Source organism: Draconibacterium halophilum (genome assembly GCF_010448835.1).
GTDB classification, from domain to species: Bacteria; Bacteroidota; Bacteroidia; order Bacteroidales; family Prolixibacteraceae; genus Draconibacterium; species Draconibacterium halophilum.
In genome coordinates, this window is the sequence record NZ_CP048409.1 from 1,832,473 (window position 1) to 1,855,061 (window position 22,589).

The 22,589-nt window shown below is 40.4% G+C and carries 18 protein-coding genes and 2 tRNA genes; 9 read left to right on the forward strand and 11 right to left on the reverse strand.

Translation table 11 applies throughout. The annotated features are described in order from the left end of the window. Window positions 1-6 precede the first annotated feature (6 nt). Window positions 7-1,209 carry a glycosyltransferase family 4 protein gene (locus G0Q07_RS07400; protein WP_163345482.1) on the forward strand — a complete coding sequence of 401 codons (1,203 nt, stop codon included), beginning with the start codon at window positions 7-9 and terminating at the stop codon, window positions 1,207-1,209. Next, window positions 1,206-2,396, forward strand: coding sequence for a glycosyltransferase family 2 protein (locus tag G0Q07_RS07405; protein ID WP_163345483.1), 1,191 nt, complete (start codon window positions 1,206-1,208; stop codon window positions 2,394-2,396). Before G0Q07_RS07400 ends, G0Q07_RS07405 begins: the two co-directional genes overlap by 4 nt. A gap of 221 nt (window positions 2,397-2,617) precedes the next feature. On the opposite strand, the gene G0Q07_RS07410 is transcribed toward G0Q07_RS07405, so the two are convergent. Then, window positions 2,618-3,295, reverse strand: coding sequence for a TrmH family RNA methyltransferase (locus tag G0Q07_RS07410; RefSeq protein ID WP_163345484.1), 678 nt, complete (start codon window positions 3,293-3,295; stop codon window positions 2,618-2,620). Between the two features lie 84 nt (window positions 3,296-3,379). Beyond that, window positions 3,380-3,652 (reverse strand): HU family DNA-binding protein, encoded by a 273-nt coding sequence (locus tag G0Q07_RS07415; protein ID WP_163345485.1) that lies wholly within the window; start codon window positions 3,650-3,652, stop codon window positions 3,380-3,382. 284 nt (window positions 3,653-3,936) lie between these two features. On the opposite strand from G0Q07_RS07415, the gene G0Q07_RS07420 reads away from it, so the two are divergent. From G0Q07_RS07420 to G0Q07_RS07430, 3 genes are all read left to right on the forward strand, one after another. Continuing rightward, a tRNA-Ser gene (locus G0Q07_RS07420) sits at window positions 3,937-4,021 on the forward strand. A 359-nt stretch (window positions 4,022-4,380) separates the two neighbouring features. Then, window positions 4,381-4,453 (forward strand) — tRNA-Trp (locus tag G0Q07_RS07425). 113 nt (window positions 4,454-4,566) lie between these two features. Further along, window positions 4,567-5,283, forward strand: coding sequence for a (Fe-S)-binding protein (locus G0Q07_RS07430; RefSeq protein ID WP_163345486.1), 717 nt, complete (start codon window positions 4,567-4,569; stop codon window positions 5,281-5,283). Window positions 5,284-5,351: 68 nt separating this feature from the next. Here the strand turns inward: G0Q07_RS07430 and G0Q07_RS07435 are convergent, their stop codons facing one another. After that, complete coding sequence (locus tag G0Q07_RS07435; protein WP_246223003.1) at window positions 5,352-7,154, reverse strand: ABC transporter ATP-binding protein; 1,803 nt, start codon at window positions 7,152-7,154, stop codon at window positions 5,352-5,354. Window positions 7,155-7,236: 82 nt separating this feature from the next. Beyond that, complete coding sequence (gene purB / locus G0Q07_RS07440) at window positions 7,237-8,583, reverse strand: adenylosuccinate lyase (RefSeq protein WP_246223004.1); 1,347 nt, start codon at window positions 8,581-8,583, stop codon at window positions 7,237-7,239. Window positions 8,584-8,783: 200 nt separating this feature from the next. Between purB and G0Q07_RS07445 the strand changes: the two genes are divergently transcribed. Further along, window positions 8,784-10,184: an NfeD family protein gene (locus G0Q07_RS07445; protein WP_163345489.1), complete on the forward strand. Its 1,401-nt coding sequence runs from the start codon at window positions 8,784-8,786 to the stop codon at window positions 10,182-10,184. Window positions 10,185-10,319: 135 nt separating this feature from the next. Here the strand turns inward: G0Q07_RS07445 and G0Q07_RS07450 are convergent, their stop codons facing one another. Further along, window positions 10,320-10,856, reverse strand: coding sequence for a GNAT family N-acetyltransferase (locus tag G0Q07_RS07450; RefSeq protein ID WP_163345490.1), 537 nt, complete (start codon window positions 10,854-10,856; stop codon window positions 10,320-10,322). A gap of 60 nt (window positions 10,857-10,916) precedes the next feature. Further along, window positions 10,917-11,804, reverse strand: a complete 888-nt coding sequence (locus G0Q07_RS07455; protein ID WP_163345491.1) for a dienelactone hydrolase family protein — start codon at window positions 11,802-11,804, stop codon at window positions 10,917-10,919. Between the two features lie 189 nt (window positions 11,805-11,993). Here G0Q07_RS07455 and purT point away from each other — a divergent pair, with 189 nt between their 5' ends. Continuing rightward, window positions 11,994-13,187, forward strand: coding sequence for a formate-dependent phosphoribosylglycinamide formyltransferase (gene purT, locus G0Q07_RS07460; RefSeq protein WP_163345492.1), 1,194 nt, complete (start codon window positions 11,994-11,996; stop codon window positions 13,185-13,187). 700 nt (window positions 13,188-13,887) lie between these two features. On the opposite strand, the gene G0Q07_RS07465 is transcribed toward purT, so the two are convergent. The 3 genes from G0Q07_RS07465 to mltG form a co-directional block, all read right to left on the reverse strand. After that, window positions 13,888-14,691 carry a beta-galactosidase small subunit gene (locus G0Q07_RS07465; protein WP_163345493.1) on the reverse strand — a complete coding sequence of 268 codons (804 nt, stop codon included), beginning with the start codon at window positions 14,689-14,691 and terminating at the stop codon, window positions 13,888-13,890. Next, window positions 14,688-17,204 carry a glycoside hydrolase family 2 TIM barrel-domain containing protein gene (locus tag G0Q07_RS07470; protein ID WP_163345494.1) on the reverse strand — a complete coding sequence of 839 codons (2,517 nt, stop codon included), beginning with the start codon at window positions 17,202-17,204 and terminating at the stop codon, window positions 14,688-14,690. The genes G0Q07_RS07465 and G0Q07_RS07470 overlap by 4 nt, the downstream gene beginning before the upstream one ends. A gap of 100 nt (window positions 17,205-17,304) precedes the next feature. Beyond that, window positions 17,305-18,366 (reverse strand): endolytic transglycosylase MltG, encoded by a 1,062-nt coding sequence (gene mltG, locus G0Q07_RS07475; RefSeq protein WP_163345495.1) that lies wholly within the window; start codon window positions 18,364-18,366, stop codon window positions 17,305-17,307. Window positions 18,367-18,693: 327 nt separating this feature from the next. On the opposite strand from mltG, the gene G0Q07_RS07480 reads away from it, so the two are divergent. Further along, a complete protein-coding gene (locus G0Q07_RS07480; protein ID WP_163345496.1) occupies window positions 18,694-19,902 on the forward strand; it encodes an FprA family A-type flavoprotein in 1,209 nt (402 codons plus the stop codon). Window positions 19,903-20,055: 153 nt separating this feature from the next. Further along, window positions 20,056-20,688 (forward strand): histidine phosphatase family protein, encoded by a 633-nt coding sequence (locus G0Q07_RS07485; protein WP_163345497.1) that lies wholly within the window; start codon window positions 20,056-20,058, stop codon window positions 20,686-20,688. 46 nt (window positions 20,689-20,734) lie between these two features. On the opposite strand, the gene G0Q07_RS07490 is transcribed toward G0Q07_RS07485, so the two are convergent. Both G0Q07_RS07490 and G0Q07_RS07495 read right to left on the reverse strand, forming a co-directional pair. Further along, window positions 20,735-21,946, reverse strand: coding sequence for a cation:proton antiporter (locus G0Q07_RS07490; RefSeq protein ID WP_163345498.1), 1,212 nt, complete (start codon window positions 21,944-21,946; stop codon window positions 20,735-20,737). 82 nt (window positions 21,947-22,028) lie between these two features. After that, window positions 22,029-22,565, reverse strand: coding sequence for a DUF2284 domain-containing protein (locus tag G0Q07_RS07495; RefSeq protein ID WP_163345499.1), 537 nt, complete (start codon window positions 22,563-22,565; stop codon window positions 22,029-22,031). Window positions 22,566-22,589 lie beyond the last annotated feature (24 nt).

Consider the following 22,589-nt stretch of genomic DNA (forward strand, 5'->3'; position numbering starts at 1 on the left):
GCCGGAATGAACATATTGCAGGTAACAAATAAGGTTCCTTTTCCAGCCAAGGATGGTGGGGCCATTGCCTGTATGAATTTAACAAAAGGATTTTCGCAGCTGGGAAATAAGGTGACCGTGCTGGCAATGAACACTATAAAACATCATGTTCAACTCGATGAGATTCCCGAAGAAATAAAACAATTAGCCACATTTAAATTGGTGGATGTTCCGGCAAAAATAAATGTTTTCGAAGCTTTGGTAAATCTTATATTTTCGCGGCAACCTTATAATGCCGTTCGGTTTATTGATAAAAAATTTAGTGAAGCACTGGAAGACTTGTTAAGCAAAAACCAATTCGATATCGTTCAACTGGAAGGACTTTATGTGTGCCCATATATTCCATTAATACGAAAAAACTCAAATGCAACGGTGGTTTATCGTGCTCATAACGTTGAGTTTGAAATTTGGAAACGGACGGCAAAATTGGCGCATGGTTTGAAAAAATTATACCTACAAAATCTTTCAAAAAGGATAAAACGTTTTGAAACCCGGTTGTTGAACACGTATGATATTTTGGTTCCGATTACAGACAGAGACGGCGATATTTTAAACCGTTTGGGAAATGTGAAAGATAAACAGGCTTCCCAAACCGGTATTGATTTATCAAGTCTTCTTACGGATGCAACAAACCTCAATTTTCCATCACTTTTTCATATCGGATCGTTGGAATGGGCCCCCAACCAGGAAGGTGTTTTGTGGTTTGTCGAGAATTGCTGGCCGAAAATCCATGAAAAATACCCTGATTTACGTTTTTATGTAGCCGGAAGAAATGCTCCAAAGTGGTTTGCCGATAAGTTGGATGTTGATGGTGTTGTTTTTGAGGGAGAAGTTGCCGATGCTTACCAGTTTATGAATTCAAAAGCTGTTATGATTGTTCCGCTGTTTTCGGGGAGTGGTATGCGCATAAAAATTATTGAAGGAATGGCACTCGGAAAATCTATTGTATCTACATCGATTGGGGCAGAAGGCATTGACATTACAGATGGTGAAAATGTTTTAGTAGCTAACGATTCGAATGGCTTTGTGCATGCTGTTTTTAGCTTGATTGAAGATCGTAACTTATTTGAACGCATAGGAAAAAATGCAACTCTTTTTATCCAACAGAATTTTGATAATTTAGCAATAACGAAAAAGCTAATCGAATTTTACAAACAAAACATTAAATGATCTTAAGCGTTTTTTTCTGGATATTTTTATTCTTATTGTTTTATACCTATGTCGGGTATGCGCTTGTTTTGTGGTTTTTTGTCGGTCTAAAGAAATTGTTCGGGAGTCGGAAGGTTTTAGTTGAAAATGAAGCGTACGAGCCCGAAGTTTGTTTATTTGTAACTGCTTTTAATGAGAAAGATTACATTGATCAGAAAGTGGAAAATGCGTTTTCGCTTGATTATCCCAAAGATAAAATTCAATATGTGTGGGTTACCGACGGCTCGGATGATGGGAGCCCGGAGTTGTTAAAAAAAATAGAAGAGCTGGAAGTTTATCATCAGCCGGAGCGACGCGGGAAAATGCATGCCATGAACCGGGGGATGAAATTTGTTAAAGCGCCCATTGTAATCTTTTCCGATTCGAACACTTTGCTGGGGAAACAATCCATTCGCGAGATTGTAAATTGTTTTAGCAACCCAAATGTTGGTTGTGTGGCAGGAGAGAAGCGCATTGTTCAGAAAGATGAAGAAGCAGCTGCCGGCGCCGGTGAAGGATTGTACTGGAAAATGGAATCGTGGATAAAGCGTAAGGACTGGGAATTAAATTCGGCAGTTGGGGCAGTTGGCGAGCTGTTTGCCATAAGAACTGAGCTTTTTGAGAATGTTGAAACCGATACTTTACTCGATGATTTTATTATTTCGTTGCGCATTGCTCAAAGCGGATACAAAATCGCCTATGCACCAAATGCCTATGCCGAAGAAACAGCCTCGTTTAATGTAAAAGAGGAGCTAAAACGTAAAGTAAGAATTGCTGCCGGAGGAATTCAAACTATTGTACGATTGAAAGGATTGCTCAATCCATTTAAAAACGGCATATTGAGCTGGCAGTATTTTTCGCATAAGGTATTGCGCTGGGCTTTTGCTCCACCGGCTTTGTTCCTTTTGTTTTTAACAAATTTGTTTCTCGTATTAAATAACGATCTGTGGAGTGTGAGTAATTTTTATGGATTTGTTTTCTATCTGCAGGTTTTGTGCTACCTGGCCGCTGCTTTAGGTTGGTACTTTGAGAACAGAAAAGTACGGATGAAAGTGTTATTTGTTCCTTATTATTTTTTGATGATCAATTATGCAGCAATTCTTGGTATTGTTCGGTATGTAAAAGGCCAACAGTCCGTAAATTGGGAAAAATCGAAAAGAGCGGGGTAGTTTATTTTCCGGTTAATGGTTAAAAGCCTTCAATTTTATCGCAGCTACTTTAGTTTCTATAAATATTATTTAATCTCGGAAATGTAACGTTTGAAGTGCAAAGTTAAACATGACCTTAGATACCTCATGTTTACAACTTCGTACTTTAGGCCAATTAGTGGTGCAATGACAGAATTTTGTTCGATTTTTAAAACTATGTATTTTTTAATGTGTCGTGTTTTTTATTCTTTATTCTCTTCATAAAAGCGTTTTTCAAGCAACTCACTTCTTTTAAAGGTTTTTCGTATCCATTCCATTTTTAGTTCCGCTTTTTCGTCATCGCTTAGTTGCCAGCCAAGATCATTGCTGGCTCTCATCTTCAGAGTAAGGTGATGCAGTATTATTGCTGCCGAAACAGAGATATTAAAACTTTCGGTAAAACCATACATCGGTATTTTCAAGAATTCATCTGCTTCCTGCATAATCGTTTCCGTTATTCCCGGAAGTTCCGATCCGAATACCAGTGCCGTTTTCCCTTTTGCAATGTCAAAATCCTGTAATTCCTGATCGTCGGTGTGCGGAGTAGTTGCAACAATTCGGTAGCCCTGTTTTTTTAGTCCTTGAATTACTTCAATACTGTTGTTTTCCGCGTTGTTGTATTTGTGCAGCGACAACCATTTTGAAGCTCCCATGGCAATTTCGCGGTTAACCTGAAATTCGTTACGGTCTTCAATAATATGTACATCCTGAATGCCAAAACAATCGCAGGTGCGTAAAACTGCACTTGCATTTTGTTTCTGATAGATATCTTCCAATACAATAGTAAGGTGTTTGGTGCGCATATTTAATGCCTTGTCAAAAAGTTCAAGACGCTTTGGCGTAAGGTAGCCCGACAGGTATTCAAGAAGTTTATAGTTCATATTAGTTAGTGTATGATTTAGTTAAATGAAAAAGGGAAGCGTTTAGCTTCCCTTTAATCAGTTTCTTTTACCAACTTGTATAAGTTACGATACAGCATCAGCTAATTCAGCACCAGCTTTAAATTTTACAACTTTTTTTGCTGGAATAGTAATTTCTTTTCCTGTTTGAGGATTTCTACCAGTTCTGGCACCACGTTCAGTAACAGAGAAAGAGCCAAATCCAATAAGAGCAACACGGTCCCCAGCTTTAAGAGCATCAGTAGTAGCACCTACAAATGCGTCAAGAGCTTTTTTAGCATCAGCTTTACTAAGGCCTGCTTTTTCGGCCATCGCATCAAGTAATTGAGCTTTGTTCATAAGGTAAAATTTTAAATAATTAATTAAGTGATTGAAAATAAATAACTTAGTTCTATGTACTTTGTAAAGAATATTCTGAATCTTTCTGCTTTTTCAAGGGTTAAAATTCGTCAAACATTCAGTAAAATCAAGCGTTTCAGAGAACTTTTCTAACTTTTAGCTAAATTCATAAATATGTTTTAAAAAACCAAACCCTGGCTCCCTTTTTTTTTAAGTAATTTCTGAAAAATTTGTCAAAAAGTGTTTTGTACTTAAAAAAAATAATCTACTTTTGCACCGCATCTGGAGAGATGGCAGAGTGGTCGAATGCGGCGGTCTTGAAAACCGTTGTACCGCGAGGTACCGGGGGTTCGAATCCCTCTCTCTCCGCAAGAATCCATCGAAGTTTTTTCGATGGATTTTTTTTGCTCCAACATGTTGATAACTTTTTGCGGGAAACCGATTTTAAGTTGCTCTTAGTTAGGCAAATATAGGCTTCGGGTCTCTTTTTTGTTTACTTTTTCGGGAATTATGTTCCAAAATTTAGAGATTGAACGAATAATGTTGTTGGGAAAACGAAATTTTACCCTACTTTAAGAGTTCGTTTATTCTTATTTGAGTTTAATCATTTGCTGAAAAATTTCAAAGATAAATTCCTAAAATGTGTTGGGTGAGTATTTGCAATAAATTTCTTCACCGGCTTAGGTAATTAGAATTGAATTACTATATTTGCACTCGCAAAAAGAAACACGGGTGTAGCTCAGTTGGCAGAGCACTGGTCTCCAAAACCAGGTGTCGGGAGTTCGAGTCTCTCCTCCCGTGCGAAAGCACAAAAGGTCTTACTTTAGTAAGGCCTTTTTTATTGAATAAATTTCCTGACAGAAATCGTTAGATCTTCAGCTTTTAAGTGTTATTTTCACAACAAATTCGAGCCAATGCAAATCGATGTTTTTATTCCTTGTTTTATCGATCAGTTTTATCCTGAAACTGCTGGAAGTTTTGTTAAACTGCTGGAAAAGGTAGGGTGCGATGTAAAATATAATCCAAAACAAACTTGCTGCGGGCAGCCGGCTTTTAATAGTGGTTACTGGGATGAGGCAAAAACGGTGGCCAAAAAATTTCTCAAAGATTTTGAACAGGCAAGTGTCGTGGTGGCACCTTCTGCATCTTGCACCGGATTTATTCGAAACTATTACCACAAATTGTTTGAAGAAGAGGAGGAGTTGCTGAGAATGACAAATAAGACCAGGAAAAAGGTATTTGAGTTTACCGATTTTTTGGTGAATCATTTAAAAGTAACAGATGTTGGAGCAGATTTTAATCATAAAGTTACTTTCCATGATTCGTGTGCCGGTTTGCGCGAATATGGAATTAAAGAGGAGCCCCGAAAATTATTGAGTGAAGTGAGAGGTCTGGAATTGATAGAGATGGAAAATCTGGAAACATGTTGTGGTTTTGGAGGAACATTTGCTGCCAAATTTCATAACATTTCAACGGCTATGACGGAGCAAAAAGTTGAAAATGCACTAAAAACAGGAGCCGAATATATTGTATCTACCGAAGCATCTTGCCTGATGAATATGAATGCTTATATTCAAAAACAAAAGCTTCCCATAAAAACCATACATTTGGTTGATATTCTTGCCGGATAAATCGAAAAACTGCTAAATTGTAAAATTGAAAAACTCGCCACTTGTAACTAGGTGCACCTAGCCATTGGTTAAAACATTTGCATTCCGTGCAGTTTCTTATAACGTCCGCCAAGCTCCATTAATTCTTCGTGTGTGCCTTGTTCCACAATTTCTCCTTCGTGCAATACACAAATCAGATTGGCATGTTTAATTGTTGATAAGCGGTGCGCAATTACCAGCGAAGTTCTGTTTTTCATTAAGTTCTCCAAGGCCTCTTGTACCAGTTTTTCCGATTCGGTATCCAATGCCGAGGTGGCTTCATCCAATATCAAAATTGGAGGATTCCGCAAGATGGCACGAGCTATAGACAAACGCTGCTTTTGCCCGCCGGAAAGTTTATCTCCTCGATCTCCAATTACAGTGTCGTAACCGTTTTCTGTTGCAAGAATAAAATCGTGCGCATTGGCAATTTTAGCGGCTAGTATAATGGCTTCATCACTGGTGTCTTCAATTCCAAAAGCAATGTTATTTCTTATGGTGTCGTTAAATAATATAGGCTCCTGGTTAACGTTTCCGATCAGGTTGCGTAACGATTTCAGTTTCAGGTCGCGAATATCGGTGCCATCTACCTCGATATTACCTTTTGTAATGTCCCAGAAACGCGGCAACAGATCAACCATAGTGGTTTTTCCACTGCCCGAAGAGCCAACCAGTGCAACGGTTGTTCCTTTCGGAATATCAAGACTTACATTGGAGAGTACCTCTGCTTTATTGTAAGCAAAAGTTACATTCTTGTATACAATATCTTTTTCGAACGACAGGATTTCTTTGGCATCTTTCTTATCAACAATTGTTATTTCAGCAGAAAGAACATGATCGATCCGTTGCATGGAGGCCAGTCCTTTTTCAACACTGTATAGTGCCGTAGAGAATGCTTTTGCCGGATTAATAATACCATAAAAGAATACCATGTAGCCGATAAATTCGGATGCTGTGAGCGAGGAGTTGCTTCCGCCAAGAATAATTCGTCCGCCATACCACAACACGATAACAATTACAATGGTGCCCATAAACTCACTGGCCGGGTGTGCCAAATGGCGACGCCACATCAGGCGATTCATTATCAGGCGGTAATTCTCGTTTTCATTCTGAAAACGTCCGATAGCTTTCTCTTCGGCATTAAACGATTTGATAATCCGTAATCCGGAAAGGTCTTCTTCAATAATTGACAGAATTTCGCCCAACTTATTTTGTCCTTTTTTTGACACACGTTTCAGGCTGCGGCCAATTCGCCCGATAATAAAACCAGTAACCGGTAACATAATAAACACAAAAAGTGTTAGCGACCAACTCATGTAAATCATAACACTAAGGAATACGATTATGAGAATAGGGTTTTTAATCATCATACCCAGCGAGTTGGCAACAGAATTTTCCACTTCCTGCACATCGCTTGTGATGCGGGCCATAATGTCGCCTTTTCGTTCTTCCGAAAAATAACCAAGAGGCAGCCCGATAATCTTCTTATATATTAGTGACCGGATGTCATAAACAACACCGTTTCGTAAGGCAATAAGTACAAAATCTGCCAGGTACGTAAACCCAACTTTAAAGAGGGTGGCAATTACCAAAATTGCTCCAATTAGCAGCAAGGCATCTTGTTGGCCGTGTTCAATAATAAAAGAACTGATGTAATAGTTTACATTATTTGTTATTGAATCGGCAGTAAACGCCCATTCCATTTTTTCGGTTACCAGCTCTTTTGTTTGGAACAAAATATCAAGCGCTGGAATTAGCATGGCAAACGAAAAGGTGCCGAAAAGCGCACCTAAAATATTGTAGATAATATTCATGACGACTTTCCACCGATAAGGCGGAACAAATCGTTTCATGAGTTTTAAGAATTCTTTCATTCAATAAAGTTGGAAGTTTGAAGCCCGAAATTCGAAGCGTTCTTTTCCCTTTTATTTTTGTTTAAAAAATGCCGGTATAATTCTGAGGTGTAATTGCTTTTAGTTCTTCTTTTACAGCATCACTAACGTTTAAACCATCAACAAAATTGTGTATTGCCTCTTTGTTTATCACCTCGTTTTTACGGGTTAAATCTTTCAATGCCTCATAAGGATTTGGAAAAAACTCGCGGCGCAAAATCGTTTGAATTGCCTCGGCAACCACTGCCCAGTTATTTTCAAGGTCTTTTGCAATGGCATCTTCATTAATCAGCAATTTGTTCAATCCTTTCAAGGTTGATTTGATGGCAATGATTGTGTGACCAAACGGAACTCCAATAAAACGGGTAACGGTTGAATCGGTCAGGTCGCGCTGTAAGCGTGAAACCGGAAGTTTTTGTGACAACTGCTCGAAACCGGCATTGGCTATTCCTATGTTCCCTTCCGAGTTTTCGAAATCGATTGGATTAACTTTATGCGGCATGGTTGATGAACCAACTTCACCTTTTTTTATTTTCTGTTTGAAGTAATTCATTGAGACATAACTCCAAATGTCGCGGTCAAGATCAAGAATGATATTGTTAATGCGCTTCAATCCGTCGAAAATGGCGCTGTGATTATCGTAGTGCGAAATCTGCGTAGTAAACTGCGAACGGTTCAATCCCAGGTTTTCTTTCAGAAACTTGTTGGCAAAATCTTCCCAGTTAATATCAGGGTAAGCAACGTAGTGCGCATTAAAATTACCGGTAGCTCCGCCAAATTTCGCATCAATGGCAATGGATTTTAGTTGAACCAACTGCACCATAATCCGCTCTAAGAATACCTTTATTTCTTTTCCCAATTTTGTTGGCGATGCAGGCTGGCCGTGCGTTTTTGCCAACATCGGAATATCTTTCCATTCGGTAGCTAGTGTCAGTAATTTTTCAATTAACTCCTGTAATAACGGATAATATTCAAATTCCAGCGCATCTTGTATTGATTTTGGAATGGCTGTATTGTTGGCATCCTGCGATGTAAGCGCAAAGTGAATAAACTCCTTGTATTTACCCAGTTCCAGTTTGTCAAATTCGTCTTTTATAAAATACTCAACAGCCTTCACATCGTGGTTGGTCACACTTTCAATGCCTTTAATGCGCTGCGCATCTTCAAGTGAAAAGTTTGTGTGAAGCTCACGAAGTTTGTCCAGTTTTTCTGCGGGGATATCAGCAAGTTGTGGCAAAGGAATTTCGCACAAAGCGATAAAATATTCGACCTCAGTAAGCAAGCGGTATTTAATCAGGGCGAATTCGCTGAAATATTTTCCCAAGCCTTCTACTTTGTCACTGTACCTGCCGTCAACCGGCGAAATTGCTGTTAATGTATTAAGTTCCATTGTCATTACTTAAAATTAGGCTGCAAATTTAACAAATTAAGTTGACTAGCTATTTGGCAAGCGAATGAATTTAATATTCTTTAACCGCTTCAGAGATATGGCCCTGTTTTTAACACCAAACCTGATTTTTTAGCTTTTCTGAATCGGACATAATTTGTAATTTGTTTTTTGTATTTTGGAACTCGAAAAAAATCATTCCCATGAAGCTAAAGAATTTTTGGATTTTGTTATTTGTAGTTGCCACTTTGGCTGCTTTTGCGCAGGAGGCGAACAAGAAAAAAGTATTTCTTTTGAATATCAAATCCGAGATTACTCCGGCCACGCGACGCCAGATGAGCCAGGCTTTTATGGAAGCTGATTCGGTGAAAGCTGATGTCTTTCTTATTCACATGAATACTTATGGCGGAACAGTTGTTGATGCTGACTCTATTCGTACGCGAATACTCCAAAGTAAAATTCCGGTTTATGTGTTTATAGATAATAACGCGGCATCAGCAGGCGCATTAATTTCTATTGCCTGCGATGGAATATACATGCGTCCCGGAGGAAGTATTGGTGCAGCAACCGTTGTAAACCAAACCGGCGAGGCTATGCCCGATAAATACCAGAGTTACATGCGATCGACTATGCGGGCAACGGCCGAAGCACATGGAAAAGATACAACAATTACTGCCGGTGGCGATACAATTGTCAGTTGGTTTCGCGATCCGAAAATTGCAGAAGCAATGGTTGATGAGCGTATTTATATTGAAGGCGTTTCCGATTCTGGGCGCGTTCTTACCTTTACACCTTCGGAAGCGATGGAACACGGCTTTTGCGAAGGAACGGCGGAAACTGTTGATGAAGTGCTTCAACAGGTTGGAATTAATGAATATGACTTGTTCGAATATGAGCCAACTTTTATAGAAAAGATTATTGGTTTTCTGGTGCTTCCAATGATTTCCGGATTACTGATTATGGCAATTATTGGCGGTATTTATTTCGAGATGCAGTCGCCGGGAATTGGGTTCCCGCTGGGCATTGCAATTTTGGCGGCCTTACTGTATTTCATGCCGCTTTACCTTGAAGGATTGGCAGAACACTGGGAGATTGCTCTTTTTATTGTTGGTCTGATACTGGTTGCGGTGGAAATATTTGTGATTCCGGGCTTTGGATTTGCCGGAGCAGCGGGAATAACCTTTGTCTTTATTGGCCTTGTTTTAAGTCTTATTGACAATGTAAACTTTGATTTTGAAGGTGTTCAGTTACGTGGTGTAGGAACAGCAATTGCCACTGTTGTGATTGGCATATTTGGAGGTTTTATTCTTGCACTTTACCTTGGGAAACGTATGTTTACAGCAGAACATGGCATGTTTAAAAATTTTGCATTAAACACTGTACAGCAGGTTAATGAAGGGTTTGTTAGTGTAGAAACAAAACTTTTTGTATTGAAAGGGAAGAAGGGGTTTGCTCAAACCGTATTACGCCCGGGTGGAAAAGTAAATATTGAAGGCGAAATTTACGATGCTGTTGCCGTTACCGGTTTTATTGATAAAGATGAAGAAATAGTAGTTACAAAAGTGGAGTCTATGCAACTTTATGTTGAGTTGGATGAAGAATAAAAACAAACACAAAAGTTGTAGTATCCACACGGAGTTGACCGCTTATCTGTTTTAAAGTTGTTAACCATTAGCTAAATTCAATCTGCTTCATACTTAAGGCAAAAATTTTAAACAGCGAGATTCGTATTTCGCGCCTCAATCCTTCATTTCATAAAACATAATCTCTTCGTTGTCGTTGGGTAATGTCACATGTCTGGTGAATTTTAATCCCAGTTTTTCCAGCAATCGTTGCGAGCGCAGGTTATATTTTGCTGTTATCGCGGAGATATGCCGGATTTTAAATCTTTCTATTCCTACAGTTTTGAGTTTTTTGGCGGCTTCAAATGCATAACCATGGCCTTCAAATTCAGGTAAAAAAGCAAAACCAATATCAATGCCTTCCAGCCCGTCGCGGTCGAAAAGCCCACAGGTTCCCATTTTTGCATTGTCGGTTTTTCGGATGACCACATAGTTTCCATAGCCTTCTTTTTTTAGCTGAGGATACATTTTTTCGCAAATATAGGCACGTGCTTCTTCCTCCGAGTAAACACCACGATCACCAATGTATTGAAGCCATTTTTCAGAATTTAATAATTGGTAAATAAATCGGGAATCATTTTCCTCGCAGGGACGAAGAATCAGGCGAGGAGTTTCAAAAATTTGGTAGCTATTTCCATCAATAATAACCGACATAATTTGTGTTTTTATAAAGAAACAAAATTATGTCGGTTATTGGTAGAGTGCAGTATATTCTTAAGTCAGTTTTTCTTTGAAAAAATCTATGGTGCGACTCCAGGCAAGCTTCGCCGCAGCTTCATCATAACGTGGTGTTGTATCGTTATGGAATCCGTGGTTTACTCCAGGATACATGTGCGCCGTGTATTCTTTATCGTATTTTTTTAGAGCAGCTTCGTAGTCCGGCCATCCTGCATTTACACGTGTATCCAGTTCTGCATAGTGCAGAAGTAGTGGTGCTTCAATCTGTTTTGTTTCTTCTTCTGAAGGCTGGCCGCCATAAAAAGGAACAGCAGCTTTTAAATCAGAGACTTCAACAGCCATCATGTTCGATATCCAGCCACCAAAACAAAATCCTACTACACCAATATTTCCGTCACATTCGGGATGCGATTTCAGGTAATTAAAGGCCGCAATAAAATCTTGCAGCATTTCATCTCTGTCGCGTTCGCGTTGCATCGTCCTGCCATCGTCATCATTTCCCGGGTAGCCACCAAGTGGACTTAGTGCATCGGGAGAGACGGAGATGAATCCCGGTAGTGCTGCACGACGGCCAACATCAGCAATATGCGGATTCAAACCACGATTTTCGTGTACTACTACAATTCCGGGCAGTTTTTTTGAATTCCCCGCCGGGCGCGACAATTGTCCACTAATTTTACCTCCGCCTCGTGGCGAATTGTATTCGATTGTTTCTGTTTTTAATCGTGGGTCGTCAGCTTTAATCTGAATCTTATCCTGGTAATTTGGCATAATAAAACTCATGAGCGACGAAACGGTTAAACCTCCAACGGCATAGGCCGAAAGTCGTTCAACAAATTTTCTTCGATCGATTCGGTTGTGCGCATAATCATCGTACAGGTCGAAAACCTCCTGGCTAACTTGTTCTTTCTTTATTGATTTCATTGTGAAGTATTTATAATGAGATAACTCTTAACGTTTATGCTTTGTTCAAAACATGCTCGATCAATCTGAAATATCCATATTGCGTGTTAGTTTCAATAAAATGTTAGCAAAACAGCCTTGAGTGGGGTATTAAAATGTAGATTCGGAAATAACTCTATTTTTGCGGCTTCAAAAAAAGGAGAAACAGGGATGAGCACAAAGGTAGTTTTGGGAACAAAATTTTCACCGTCGGCAACAAAGGTTATATTGCTGGGATCGGGCGAATTGGGAAAAGAAGTAGTAATCGAATTTCAACGTTACGGCGTGGAAGTGATTGCTGTTGACAGTTATGAAAATGCACCTGCCATGCAAGTTGCCGATCGATCGTATGTCGCATCAATGCTGGACGGAGAGCGTTTGGCTGAAATCATCAGAAACGAAAAACCGGATTATATCATTCCGGAAGTGGAAGCCATTGCCACCGACAAATTACTGGACTTGGAAAAGGAAGGTTTTCATGTTATTCCAACAGCAAATGCGACGCAACTTACAATGAATCGTGAAGGCATCAGAACCTTGGCTGCCGAAGAACTAAAGCTTTCAACATCGCCATACAAATTTTCCGGATCGAAGGAAGCGTTTAAGAATGCCATTAATGAAATTGGATTTCCTTGTGTGGTGAAACCAATTATGAGTTCGTCGGGCAAAGGACAGAGCGTGGTAAAAAGTGCCGCAGATATTGATTATGCGTGGAATTACGCTATGGATGGTGCACGCGGAAACAGCGACCGTGTAATTGTAGAAGGGTTTGTTGATTTTGATTACGAAATAACTTTGTTGACAATCAGCCATGTTGGTGGTGTATCTTTTTGTGAACCTATTGGTCACCGTCAGGAAGGTGGCGATTATCAGGAGTCGTGGCAACCACAAGTTATGTCTGAGAAAGCACTGGCCGAAGCACAGCACATTGCCAAAACCGTTGTGGAAGCATTGGGTGGCCGCGGTTTATTCGGCGTAGAATTCTTCGTGAAAAATGATACTGTATATTTTAGCGAGCTTTCGCCGCGTCCGCACGATACAGGAATGGTAACAATGATTTCGCAGGATATGAGTGAATTTGCACTACACGTAAGAGCAATTTTAGGTTTACCGATTCCAAACATTAAATTTCATGGTCCATCGGCAAGTAGCGTAATCATGGTAAAGGGAGAATCAAAACAAGTTGCTTTCTCCAACCTTACAGAAGTGCTAAGTGAACCGGATACTCAATTGCGTTTATTTGGTAAACCCGAAGTGGCTGGTGAACGTCGGATGGGAGTATGTTTGGCGCGTGCCAATTCGGCAGAAGAGGCCAGGGAAAAAGCCAATAAGGCAAGTAGCTCAGTAGTTGTTAAGCTTAAATAGGCTCAGTTTAATATTCCGGTGGAGCAAAATCTAACTGCACTAAAACCATTGTTATTATTTCCTGCCGGAGGCCTTCATTTTTGTCTTACCACAAAAACGAAGCAAAAAAGGCAAGGCTCCTTTTGGTCATTTCCCTCCATTTTCATAAAACCCAAGTTCGGACGGGTGATCTCCTCGATTCCTCGGAGCTTCCCGCTCTCACTAAGGTTTTACTTCAACTCCGGGCAACGACCAAAAGAGGCCATCCGCTGAGGTAACGTCGTCACATCGAAGCCTGGCCTCGACCGATGAGCCGGAAAACAAGTGGTGACGGCGTTAAAAAATTACTGGTGCCCGCCTGCCGGCCGGCAGGTTTGAGGAGGCACGACTGCCTGTCACGATCGTAGCATCGGGAAGTTTCAGGAATTTTAGCTGGAACCACGTACCTGCCTGCCGGTAGGCAGGGCTTTTCCGAGGGAAGCGGGCGCAGCCCTGGGTTTTCTGTCTCTTTGGGCTAAACCGGCAGCGTAGAATCCGTCTTAAGACAAAAGTATGTTGCCTATGATCGGTTTATAAATACTCCTGGAGTGAGATATTTTTCTGCTTCTCCACCGGAAAATCAATGTTATCCCTTTAATAGAACGCCAATTAATAAGAACAAAAAACGGCCTTGTTCTATACAAGACCGTTTTTTTATGGTTTAGATTAAAGACTGCCTTTTCTATTTTTTATCACGATAAATTTGTTGTAAATCTTTAGCTTTCGATAACGGAACCAGCCTAAATTCGTAGCTGTATTCTTTTTTCAATAAACGATATTTTTCTATTGGGCGTGCATTAATCGACCACGAATCGTTACCACCTACACCGGCCATTTTATGACTGATATTTACTGTTAAAGCATCTGCTTTTTCCAGTTCTGTTGGGTGCTGTGCTTCATAAATATTTTCAGCAGTATAAGGCCATACTGAAGTTTGCAGCGGAGTTTCACCAAGCACCATCAATCCGGAATTGTTATTTGTAAGTGCCAGCCATCTAACACAAGTGTGGTTGCTGCTTTCCTGTGGTTTGGTATAGTTGTAGTAAAAATCATCCACTGTTCCTTTATAAATATCGATATCGGCAGCACCATTTCTGTCCGAATAATTTTCAAAAGGACCTTTACCATAAAAGCTCATTTCTTGCAGGTCGGCTGAAACTCCCATGTTCATTCCAACGCGGATTGGTTCCGGCATCTCGTCAGGAATAGAAAGATCAAATTTTACATCTACAATTCCATCATTCGCAAACGTGTAGTTCAATTTTAAGCTCAACTCCTGGTAGCCCAATTCAACTGAAATACTTCCTGACGACGCATCGGCATTCATTTCGGTTACGTTTAGCATTTCTGGTAAATTTTCCCAAATTGGAATACGTTGTTGCACGCGCCAGCCACGTTCGTCATTGTCGGTTAATGGCCGCCAGAAATACGGTTTTAATGACGAAATTATCTGTTGCTCACCACCTTTTTCGTAACGTTCAATCAAACCACTTTTTTGCCAATACCCATTGTGAAATCCTTTCCGCTAACCACAATTTGATCTTCGGTATCGTTGAAGGAGATATTATCGAAAACCATTTCTTTTGCCGGAGCTTCTGTTTCTATTGGAAGTTTAAATTGTTGCTTTGCCAGTTCATGACCGGCTTTTGCCCAGTTTTTATCTTCCTTTAGCTGAATACTAATGCGTAGCCAATACTCTGCATTAGCTTTTGTGCTGAAATCTTTAAAAGGAATTTCGACCACGGTGCTGGCTTCCGGATTCAGGCTCAGTCCATGCAAAATGCCTGACTGAATTTGTGTAGCATCTTCACTTAAAGTCCAGCTTACCTTGTATTCGTTGAGGTTCGCAAAACTAAAACGACTGAGCATACGTACCAATCCTTTTTCAAGATCAACGGCAGTAATTTTAACCGGTTGCATTACATATTTAGCTTCCCATGTTTGTGGTTTTGGTGTGCGGTCGGAAGCAATTACTCCGTTTATACAGAAATTATTGTCGTTGGGTTTGTCGCCAAAATCACCACCGTATGCATAAAATTCCTTTCCGTTTTCATCGGTTGTTAAAATTCCCTGATCGATCCAGTCCCAGATAAAACCACCGATTAGGTTCGGGTAACTGTGCATCAAATCCCAGTATTCCTGGAAATTACCCAGCGAGTTGCCCATTGCATGTGCATATTCGCACTCAACAATAGGGCGACTGATATACGGGCTGTTTGCCAGGGCTTCCAAATCCTCCAAATTAGCGTACATCCGGCTAATCACATCAACATAATAAGGATCGGTTGGATTGGCTGTGCGTCCTTTACTTCGGAATTCTTCTGAGCCGTAAGCTGTGTAATCCGGGTGCTCCGGTTGTCCCTGCGCTCCTTCATAATGGATAAAACGCGTGGGATCAAAATCTCTTACCCAGCCCGCTGCAGCTGCATGATTTGGCCCGGTTCCCGATTCGTTACCAAGCGACCAGCCAATAATCGATGGGTGGTTTTTATCGCGCTCAACCATTCGAACCACACGGTCCTGAAAAGCCATGTGCCATTCCGACTGGTTGGTGAGGTAGCCCATTAAACCGTGTGTTTCAATATTGGCTTCGTCGAGTACATAAACGCCATACTTGTCGCACATATCGTAGAAATACGAATCGTTAGGGTAGTGGCTGGTACGAACAGCGTTAAAATTAAAACGTTTCATTAGCAATACATCATTCTCCATATCCTCCCGGGTAACCGATTTTCCACGTTTGTGATCGTGGTCGTGACGATTTACACCATATAATTTAATGGATTTACCATTTACATAAAGCTGTCCGTTTTTTGTTTCTGTTTTGCGGAAACCAATTTTTGCTGAACGTGCTTCAACAGCATTTCCTTCAGCATCTTTTAAGGTGAGAACAACAGTATATAATGTTGGTTTTTCAGCAGACCACAATTCGGGGCTGGTTATTTTTTCTTCCAGCAAACCGAAATATACATTGTCGCGCTGCGGATATCCTTCGTAAATAATAGCGTTTACATCTTTGGTAATTGGCTCCTCTAAAAGCTTGTTGTTTTGAGGACAATACAATTCAGCCTCCAGTGTCCAGTCTTTTGTGTCAACTTCGGCTCCGCGCGTAATTGTTGGTCGTATTTGAAGCAGTGCATCCTGGTAATTCGCATCCAGTCGCGTGCGCACGAAAAAATCTTCAATTGCCACTTTGGGTTGAGCCATTACCATTACCTCGCGGTGAATTCCGCTCATACGCCAGTGATCCTGATCTTCGAGATAACTGCCATCGCACCAACGAAAAACCTGAACGGCAACTTTGTTCTCACCGGTTTTCACAAATTCGGTAATATCGAATTCTGCAGGCAGACGACTACCTTGACTGTAACCCACTTTTTGCTCGTTTACATAAACAAACATTGCAGAACTAATGCCGCCAAAGTGTAAAATAATTTTTTTGTCGTTCCAATCTTTAGGAATTGTAAACGTGCGAACATATGATCCAACAGGATTTTCACGAGTAATGACAGGTGGCGTAGGTACATTTTTTGAAGCTACGTCGGCATAAAAACGGCGGTATAGTTCTTGTCTTGAAAGCCCTTCCGGTACATCGTAGTTTTCTTGATACCAGGCAATCGGATCTTTCTGTGCCTCGGCCGGCAGTTGTGGACGAAAAGGATAGCCGGCATTTACATAAATTGGTGTGCCATAGCCTTCCATTTCCCAGTTCGACGGAACTTCAATATCATCCCAACCGGAAACGTCTTGTTTATAAAAATCCAGTGGACGATCCTCTGATCTTTCTACAAAGTTGAATTTCCAGGTTCCGTTCAACGAAATCATTCGCGATATTTCGCGATCACCACTAAGGGCATCGTTGGCTGATTTGTAGGAATAGGAAGTAGCTCTTCCGGGAAGTTTGTTTTTTGCAATATAGCTTGCATCTTCCCATATATTGTTTTGGGCAAACAGGGTAGTGGCACACATGGTAAGCACCAGAATGATCAGTTTTTTCATTTTAATTGGTTTAATTCATTATCACTACTCAGGACGATAAAAAACAATGGTACACCTATAAATATTATCTATACGGGAGTTTATTCTTCGAATTTTAGGTTTATTCATAAATGCGTCGCTCGTTCAACGCATCACGATATTTTTTTGCGTTCCGATTGTGCTGACTTAATGTTCGTGCAAAACTATGGTAACCCGAAAAATCTTCCCGGGCACACATATACAGGTATTTGTGGTCTTCGTAATTTAGAACAGCATCAATTGATGTGATTTCAGGAAAGCAAATTGGCCCTGGTGGTAAACCCGCATATTTGTAGGTATTGTAGGGCGAATCTATCTCGAGGTGCTTGTTCAAAACCCGTTTAATGGAGTAGTCGCCAACGGCATATTTTACGGTTGGGTCGGCTTGCAAAAGAATATTTTTGTTGAGACGGTTTATGTAAAGCCCAGCTACGGTTTTTAGCTCGTCGGGTTTTATGGTCTCCGACTGCACAATAGATGCCAGGGTAACTACCTGCTGTGGTGTCAAGCCCATTTTTGCTGCCTGTTTTGTGCGTGTATCGTTCCAAAAACGGTCGTATTCTGTTTTCATGCGTTCGGCAAACTCTTCGGCTGTTGTTGTCCAATACATTTCATAAGTGTTAGGAATAAACATGGCGCGGAAGTTTTCTTCGGTAAATCCCCAATCTTTAATCTGTTGCTCATCCGAAAACAATTTTAAAATTGAGGTTGAATCAGCTTTTATGTAGTTGCTCACTTTGCCTGCCAGTTCTTCTTTAAAACGAACATTATTGAACGTAATATTCACTGGAGCTTGTGCACCACTGCGCAGCATATTTACCAATTGGTTGGTGTTCATTCCTTGTTTTAATTCGTATCGACCCGGACGCATGTAATCGGCATACTTTTTCTTTTTTGCCACCCATTTAAAGGCTTTCATATTTATTAAAACCTGGTCGGCCTCCAGTTTTTCGCTAATACTTTTCAAATCATCCTCTCCCGTAACAAGTATTACATAATCAACTTTTACATTCTCTTCAAATACATAACGGTAGAGCTGGTAACCACGCGCTCCGGCAAAAATAAAGGCAATGGCAAAAAATATAATAATGTATTTCCCAACGCGTGGGAAAGTCATGGCACGGCTTTTCTGATCAATCGTCATAGTTCAAATTTCGAATTCCAGTCCAAAGATAAAATTCTTTCGATTTTTTTACCACAAAGTACACAAAGAAGGCACCGAGTTGCACCAAGAAAAGGATAGAATTAGACTTCTTATTTTTGAATTTCCTTTCAGTTTATCACAAAATGGCAAATGTTATGTCTTAGTTTTCGCCGTCTCATTGTCTCACCGTCTGTCTTATTTGATTTTCCTAACATTCCCTTAACCCAAGTTCTAAATAATGGCTGTAGAAAATTATTTTATACGCTGTCAGCCGAAATTCACTAATTTTGTGCGTGTTTTGAAAATTGATTTAAAAACTGAAAAATTATGCTACAAGTAAATCTTGCAGAAGATATTTATTATTTGGGATTTAACGACCGCCGTACTCACTTGTTCGAGAACATCTGGCCAATCCCGCTTGGGGTTTCATATAACAGTTATTTGATTGTTGATGAAAAGATCGCCCTGGTTGACACCGTTGAGCGTGCGTTTATCGACGATTACCTTGATGCTATTGAAGAGATTATTGGCGATCGTGAGGTGGATTACCTTATTATTAACCATATGGAACCCGACCATTCGGGAGCCTTAAAAGCTATCGTTCACCGCTACCCAAATATTACGCTTGTAGGAAATAAAAAAACTTTTGGTTTTGTGGAGGCCTATTACATGAAACCGGAAAATATACACATGGTGCACGACGACCATGTACTCGACCTGGGAAAACACAAGCTGCAATTTCAGATGATACCGATGGTGCACTGGCCCGAAACGATGGTAACTTACGAAGAAACCAACAAAATCCTTTTCTCGGGCGATGCTTTTGGTAGCTACGGAACTATGGACGGTGGTATTTTCGACGATGAGATTAACCTTGATTTCTATGAAGTGGAAGTGATGCGTTATTTCACCAACATTGTTGGGAAATATTGTCCGCACACGCAGCGTGCCATTAAAAAACTGGCCGGAATAGATATTAAAATGATTGCGGCAACACACGGCCCAATCTGGCGTAGTCATCTCGATTGGATTTTAAAACGCTACAACAAGTGGAGTTCATACGATTTGGATCGCGGGGTGGTTATCGTTTACGGATCAATGTACGGAAACACCAAAAAAATGGCAGAAACGATTGCCCGTCAGATTGCAGTTCGTGGTATCAAGAACATTCGTGTTTACGATGCTTCAAAAACACACTCGTCGTATATCATCAACGATATTTTTAAATACAAGGGATTTATCGTGGGAAGCGCGGCGTATAACAATGCGATGTTCCCGAACGTGGAAACACTGCTTACAACCATCGAACACATGGCGCCAAAAGACCACTTGCTTGGTATTTTTGGTAACTACTCGTGGAACGGTGGCGGTGTAAAAAACCTGAAAACATTTGCCGAAAAAATTAAGTGGGATATGGTTTACGAACCTATTGAGGAAAAAGGTAATATGAAAGTTCAAACACAGGAAGAACTGATAAAACTAGCCGATGCAATGGCGGATAAACTCCTGGAGATGCCTGTTCCTGAAAAAATTTAAGATAACTTTACAAGATCGTTCAAAAGCTACTCATCGGAGTAGCTTTTACTTTTTTATCAGGATTACACAGAAGATAAACTAGATATTATTTTCATACGTAATTATTCCTATCAGGGGAAAAATAGTTCATCTTCGCACAAAGTTGAATAAGATATGGCTACAGAGATTACAATTATACGACATGGAGAAACCATTTGGAATGCACAACGGCGGATACAGGGGCAGCGTAACAGCAAGCTTTCTGAGAATGGGATTTTACAGGCCGAACTTGTAGCAAAAGCATTGGATAAACGACAATTCGATATACTTATTAGCAGCGACCTTGAAAGAGCCGTTGAAACAGCAAGAATAATAAATACACAACTGGTGTTACCTCATGAATATAATGTGAAATTGCGCGAACGTTCATTCGGTGTTGTGGAAGGATTGAATTTTGAAGAGATGAAACATCAATATCCCGATGAATTCCGGCGCTATAAAGAACGTGATCCTGAATTCGCTTTTCCCGGCGGTGAAAGTATTCAGCAACTGTTTAATCGGGTTACAGTTGAAATAGAAGATATCGCCCGTAAATTTGATCAGCAGAAAGTGCTGATTGTTTCACACGGGTTGGTACTTGAAATGATGATGTATAAAACCTTTTCTATCAACCTGACTGATCCACGCACTTTTTCAATTAATAATTCTTCAATCAGTTCATTTTACATTGATGGCGCTAATTGGTTCTTAAAAGAATGGGGTGTAATTGAACACCTGGTTTCGCGCAATGTATTAAATGAACTTTAGTATTCCTCAATAACTTTTGGTACGGAAATTAATACAACCAAACTATCTACTCTATCTCCCCAGCTTTTCTTAGCGATAGCCGTGAAGAAACAGGACCAATAAGTTCGTGGATTAAAGCGGCACCGATTACAACGCCCATAATCATAGAGCCGGTTTCTTCAAATACAGGATCTTTGGCAAGCAGCAGTGCCAGACCAATTACAATCCCGCCTTGTGGGATAAGACCTCCCGCGGTGTATTTTTTCACTTTAGGGCTGGTTTTAAAAAGTACAGAACCGCTGAAAATCCCCGTAAACTTACCAATCGCACGAGCCAGAATATATATAACAATCAACACATAACTGCCGCTTATGTAAGCTAACTGCAAATGCAGACCGGATAATGTAAAAAACACTACAAAAATCAGCTCATCGGTATAGCGCTCAATAAGTTTAAATACTTTACCCGAGAGGGGATTAAAATTGGCCACCACTGCTCCCAGTGCAATGGTAGATAGTAACGATTCAAAGTCAAAATAGTCTGAAATTCCATAACTCATTAATATCGACCCCAATGTTAGAACGATTAATGTGCCCTCGGCTTGTTTGCTAAATATTTTAGTGATGAACTGAAATACAAATCCAATTATTGAACCAATAAGTATTGCTCCACCAACATCAATGCCCAATTCCAGTATTGTTTTACTTATTTCAATATCGTTGTTGCCCATAAAGAAAGCTGCAAACGCGGTAACCATTGTGTAGATGATAATGCCTACGATATCGTCGAAAGCAGCAATTTCGAGCATGGCTGAGCTTACCTCGCCTTTGGCTTTGTATTCGTGAATTACGGCCAGCGTTGCCGACGGATCGGTGGGAGCGGCCAACGATGCCAGTACCAGACTGACAGCCAGTATTACGTGCGTTGATTGAAAAATAGTTATAAAAAAACTGAGGCTCAGAAACATGAATAAGAATACCAGAATAAAGGCAAATAATGATTCAAATAGGGTAAGAAACAGTATTGCTTTTCCGGTAGCACGTAGTTTTTTAGCCGACAGTGAACCACCTATTGAAAAGGTGATAAACGATAAGGAAGCAGAAAGCAGGGGGTCGGTGTGTTCTACAAATTCCTTCGACATAATCCCTGACAAATCAGGATTCAGCAGAATGCCTGCCAGAATGTATCCTGATATTTTGGGAAGCTTTATTTTCTCGGCTAATTCTCCCAGTAGATATCCACTAAAAATTAAGAGACCAATGCTTAAAATTACATTCATACGAAGTTGTTTTTTTGTGGTCTTTTAACGGGCCAATTATAGAATAACCATTCATCTCGCCGATGGTTTTTTGATTTCTGCCTTATTCAACTAATAATATTGCAATCCGATTCATCTCGCCCGGATTGTTATCCACCACGTTTATTTCCATACCCACTTTTTGTACGGTTTGATAAACATCCACTGCAAAACTCTCCGGACTTGGTCGGGCATTTCTCTTGTCGTGGCAATCGAGGCGGTTGCCCGAGCAGTCGTTACACAGGGTACAACATGTTTGGTTGAGCAGAAAAACTTTTGGGTGCCCCATTAGAAATACAGCACGTTCAACGCTCAGTAGTTTGCTGGTCATTTCTCTTGACCAGTCGGAAGGGTAGTCGTTTTTATCAGCCAGTTTGTTCAGTTTTATAACCACTGCACTTTTGTATTCTTTAAAGAAGCGCTCGCACTCGCTAACCGACGGTGTATTTGGCGGGCATGACCCCAGGCCGTAATCGCTGCAGCCGAAATAGCATTTTACTCGCACCCACTGTGCTACTACAATTTCTTTCGGATCGATCCATTTGTAATCGGTAAGTTCCTGCTTTTGGAGTAGCTCTTCAATTTGGTTTTTGTTAGTCATTTTTTGGTTTTATTTGGCAATTGT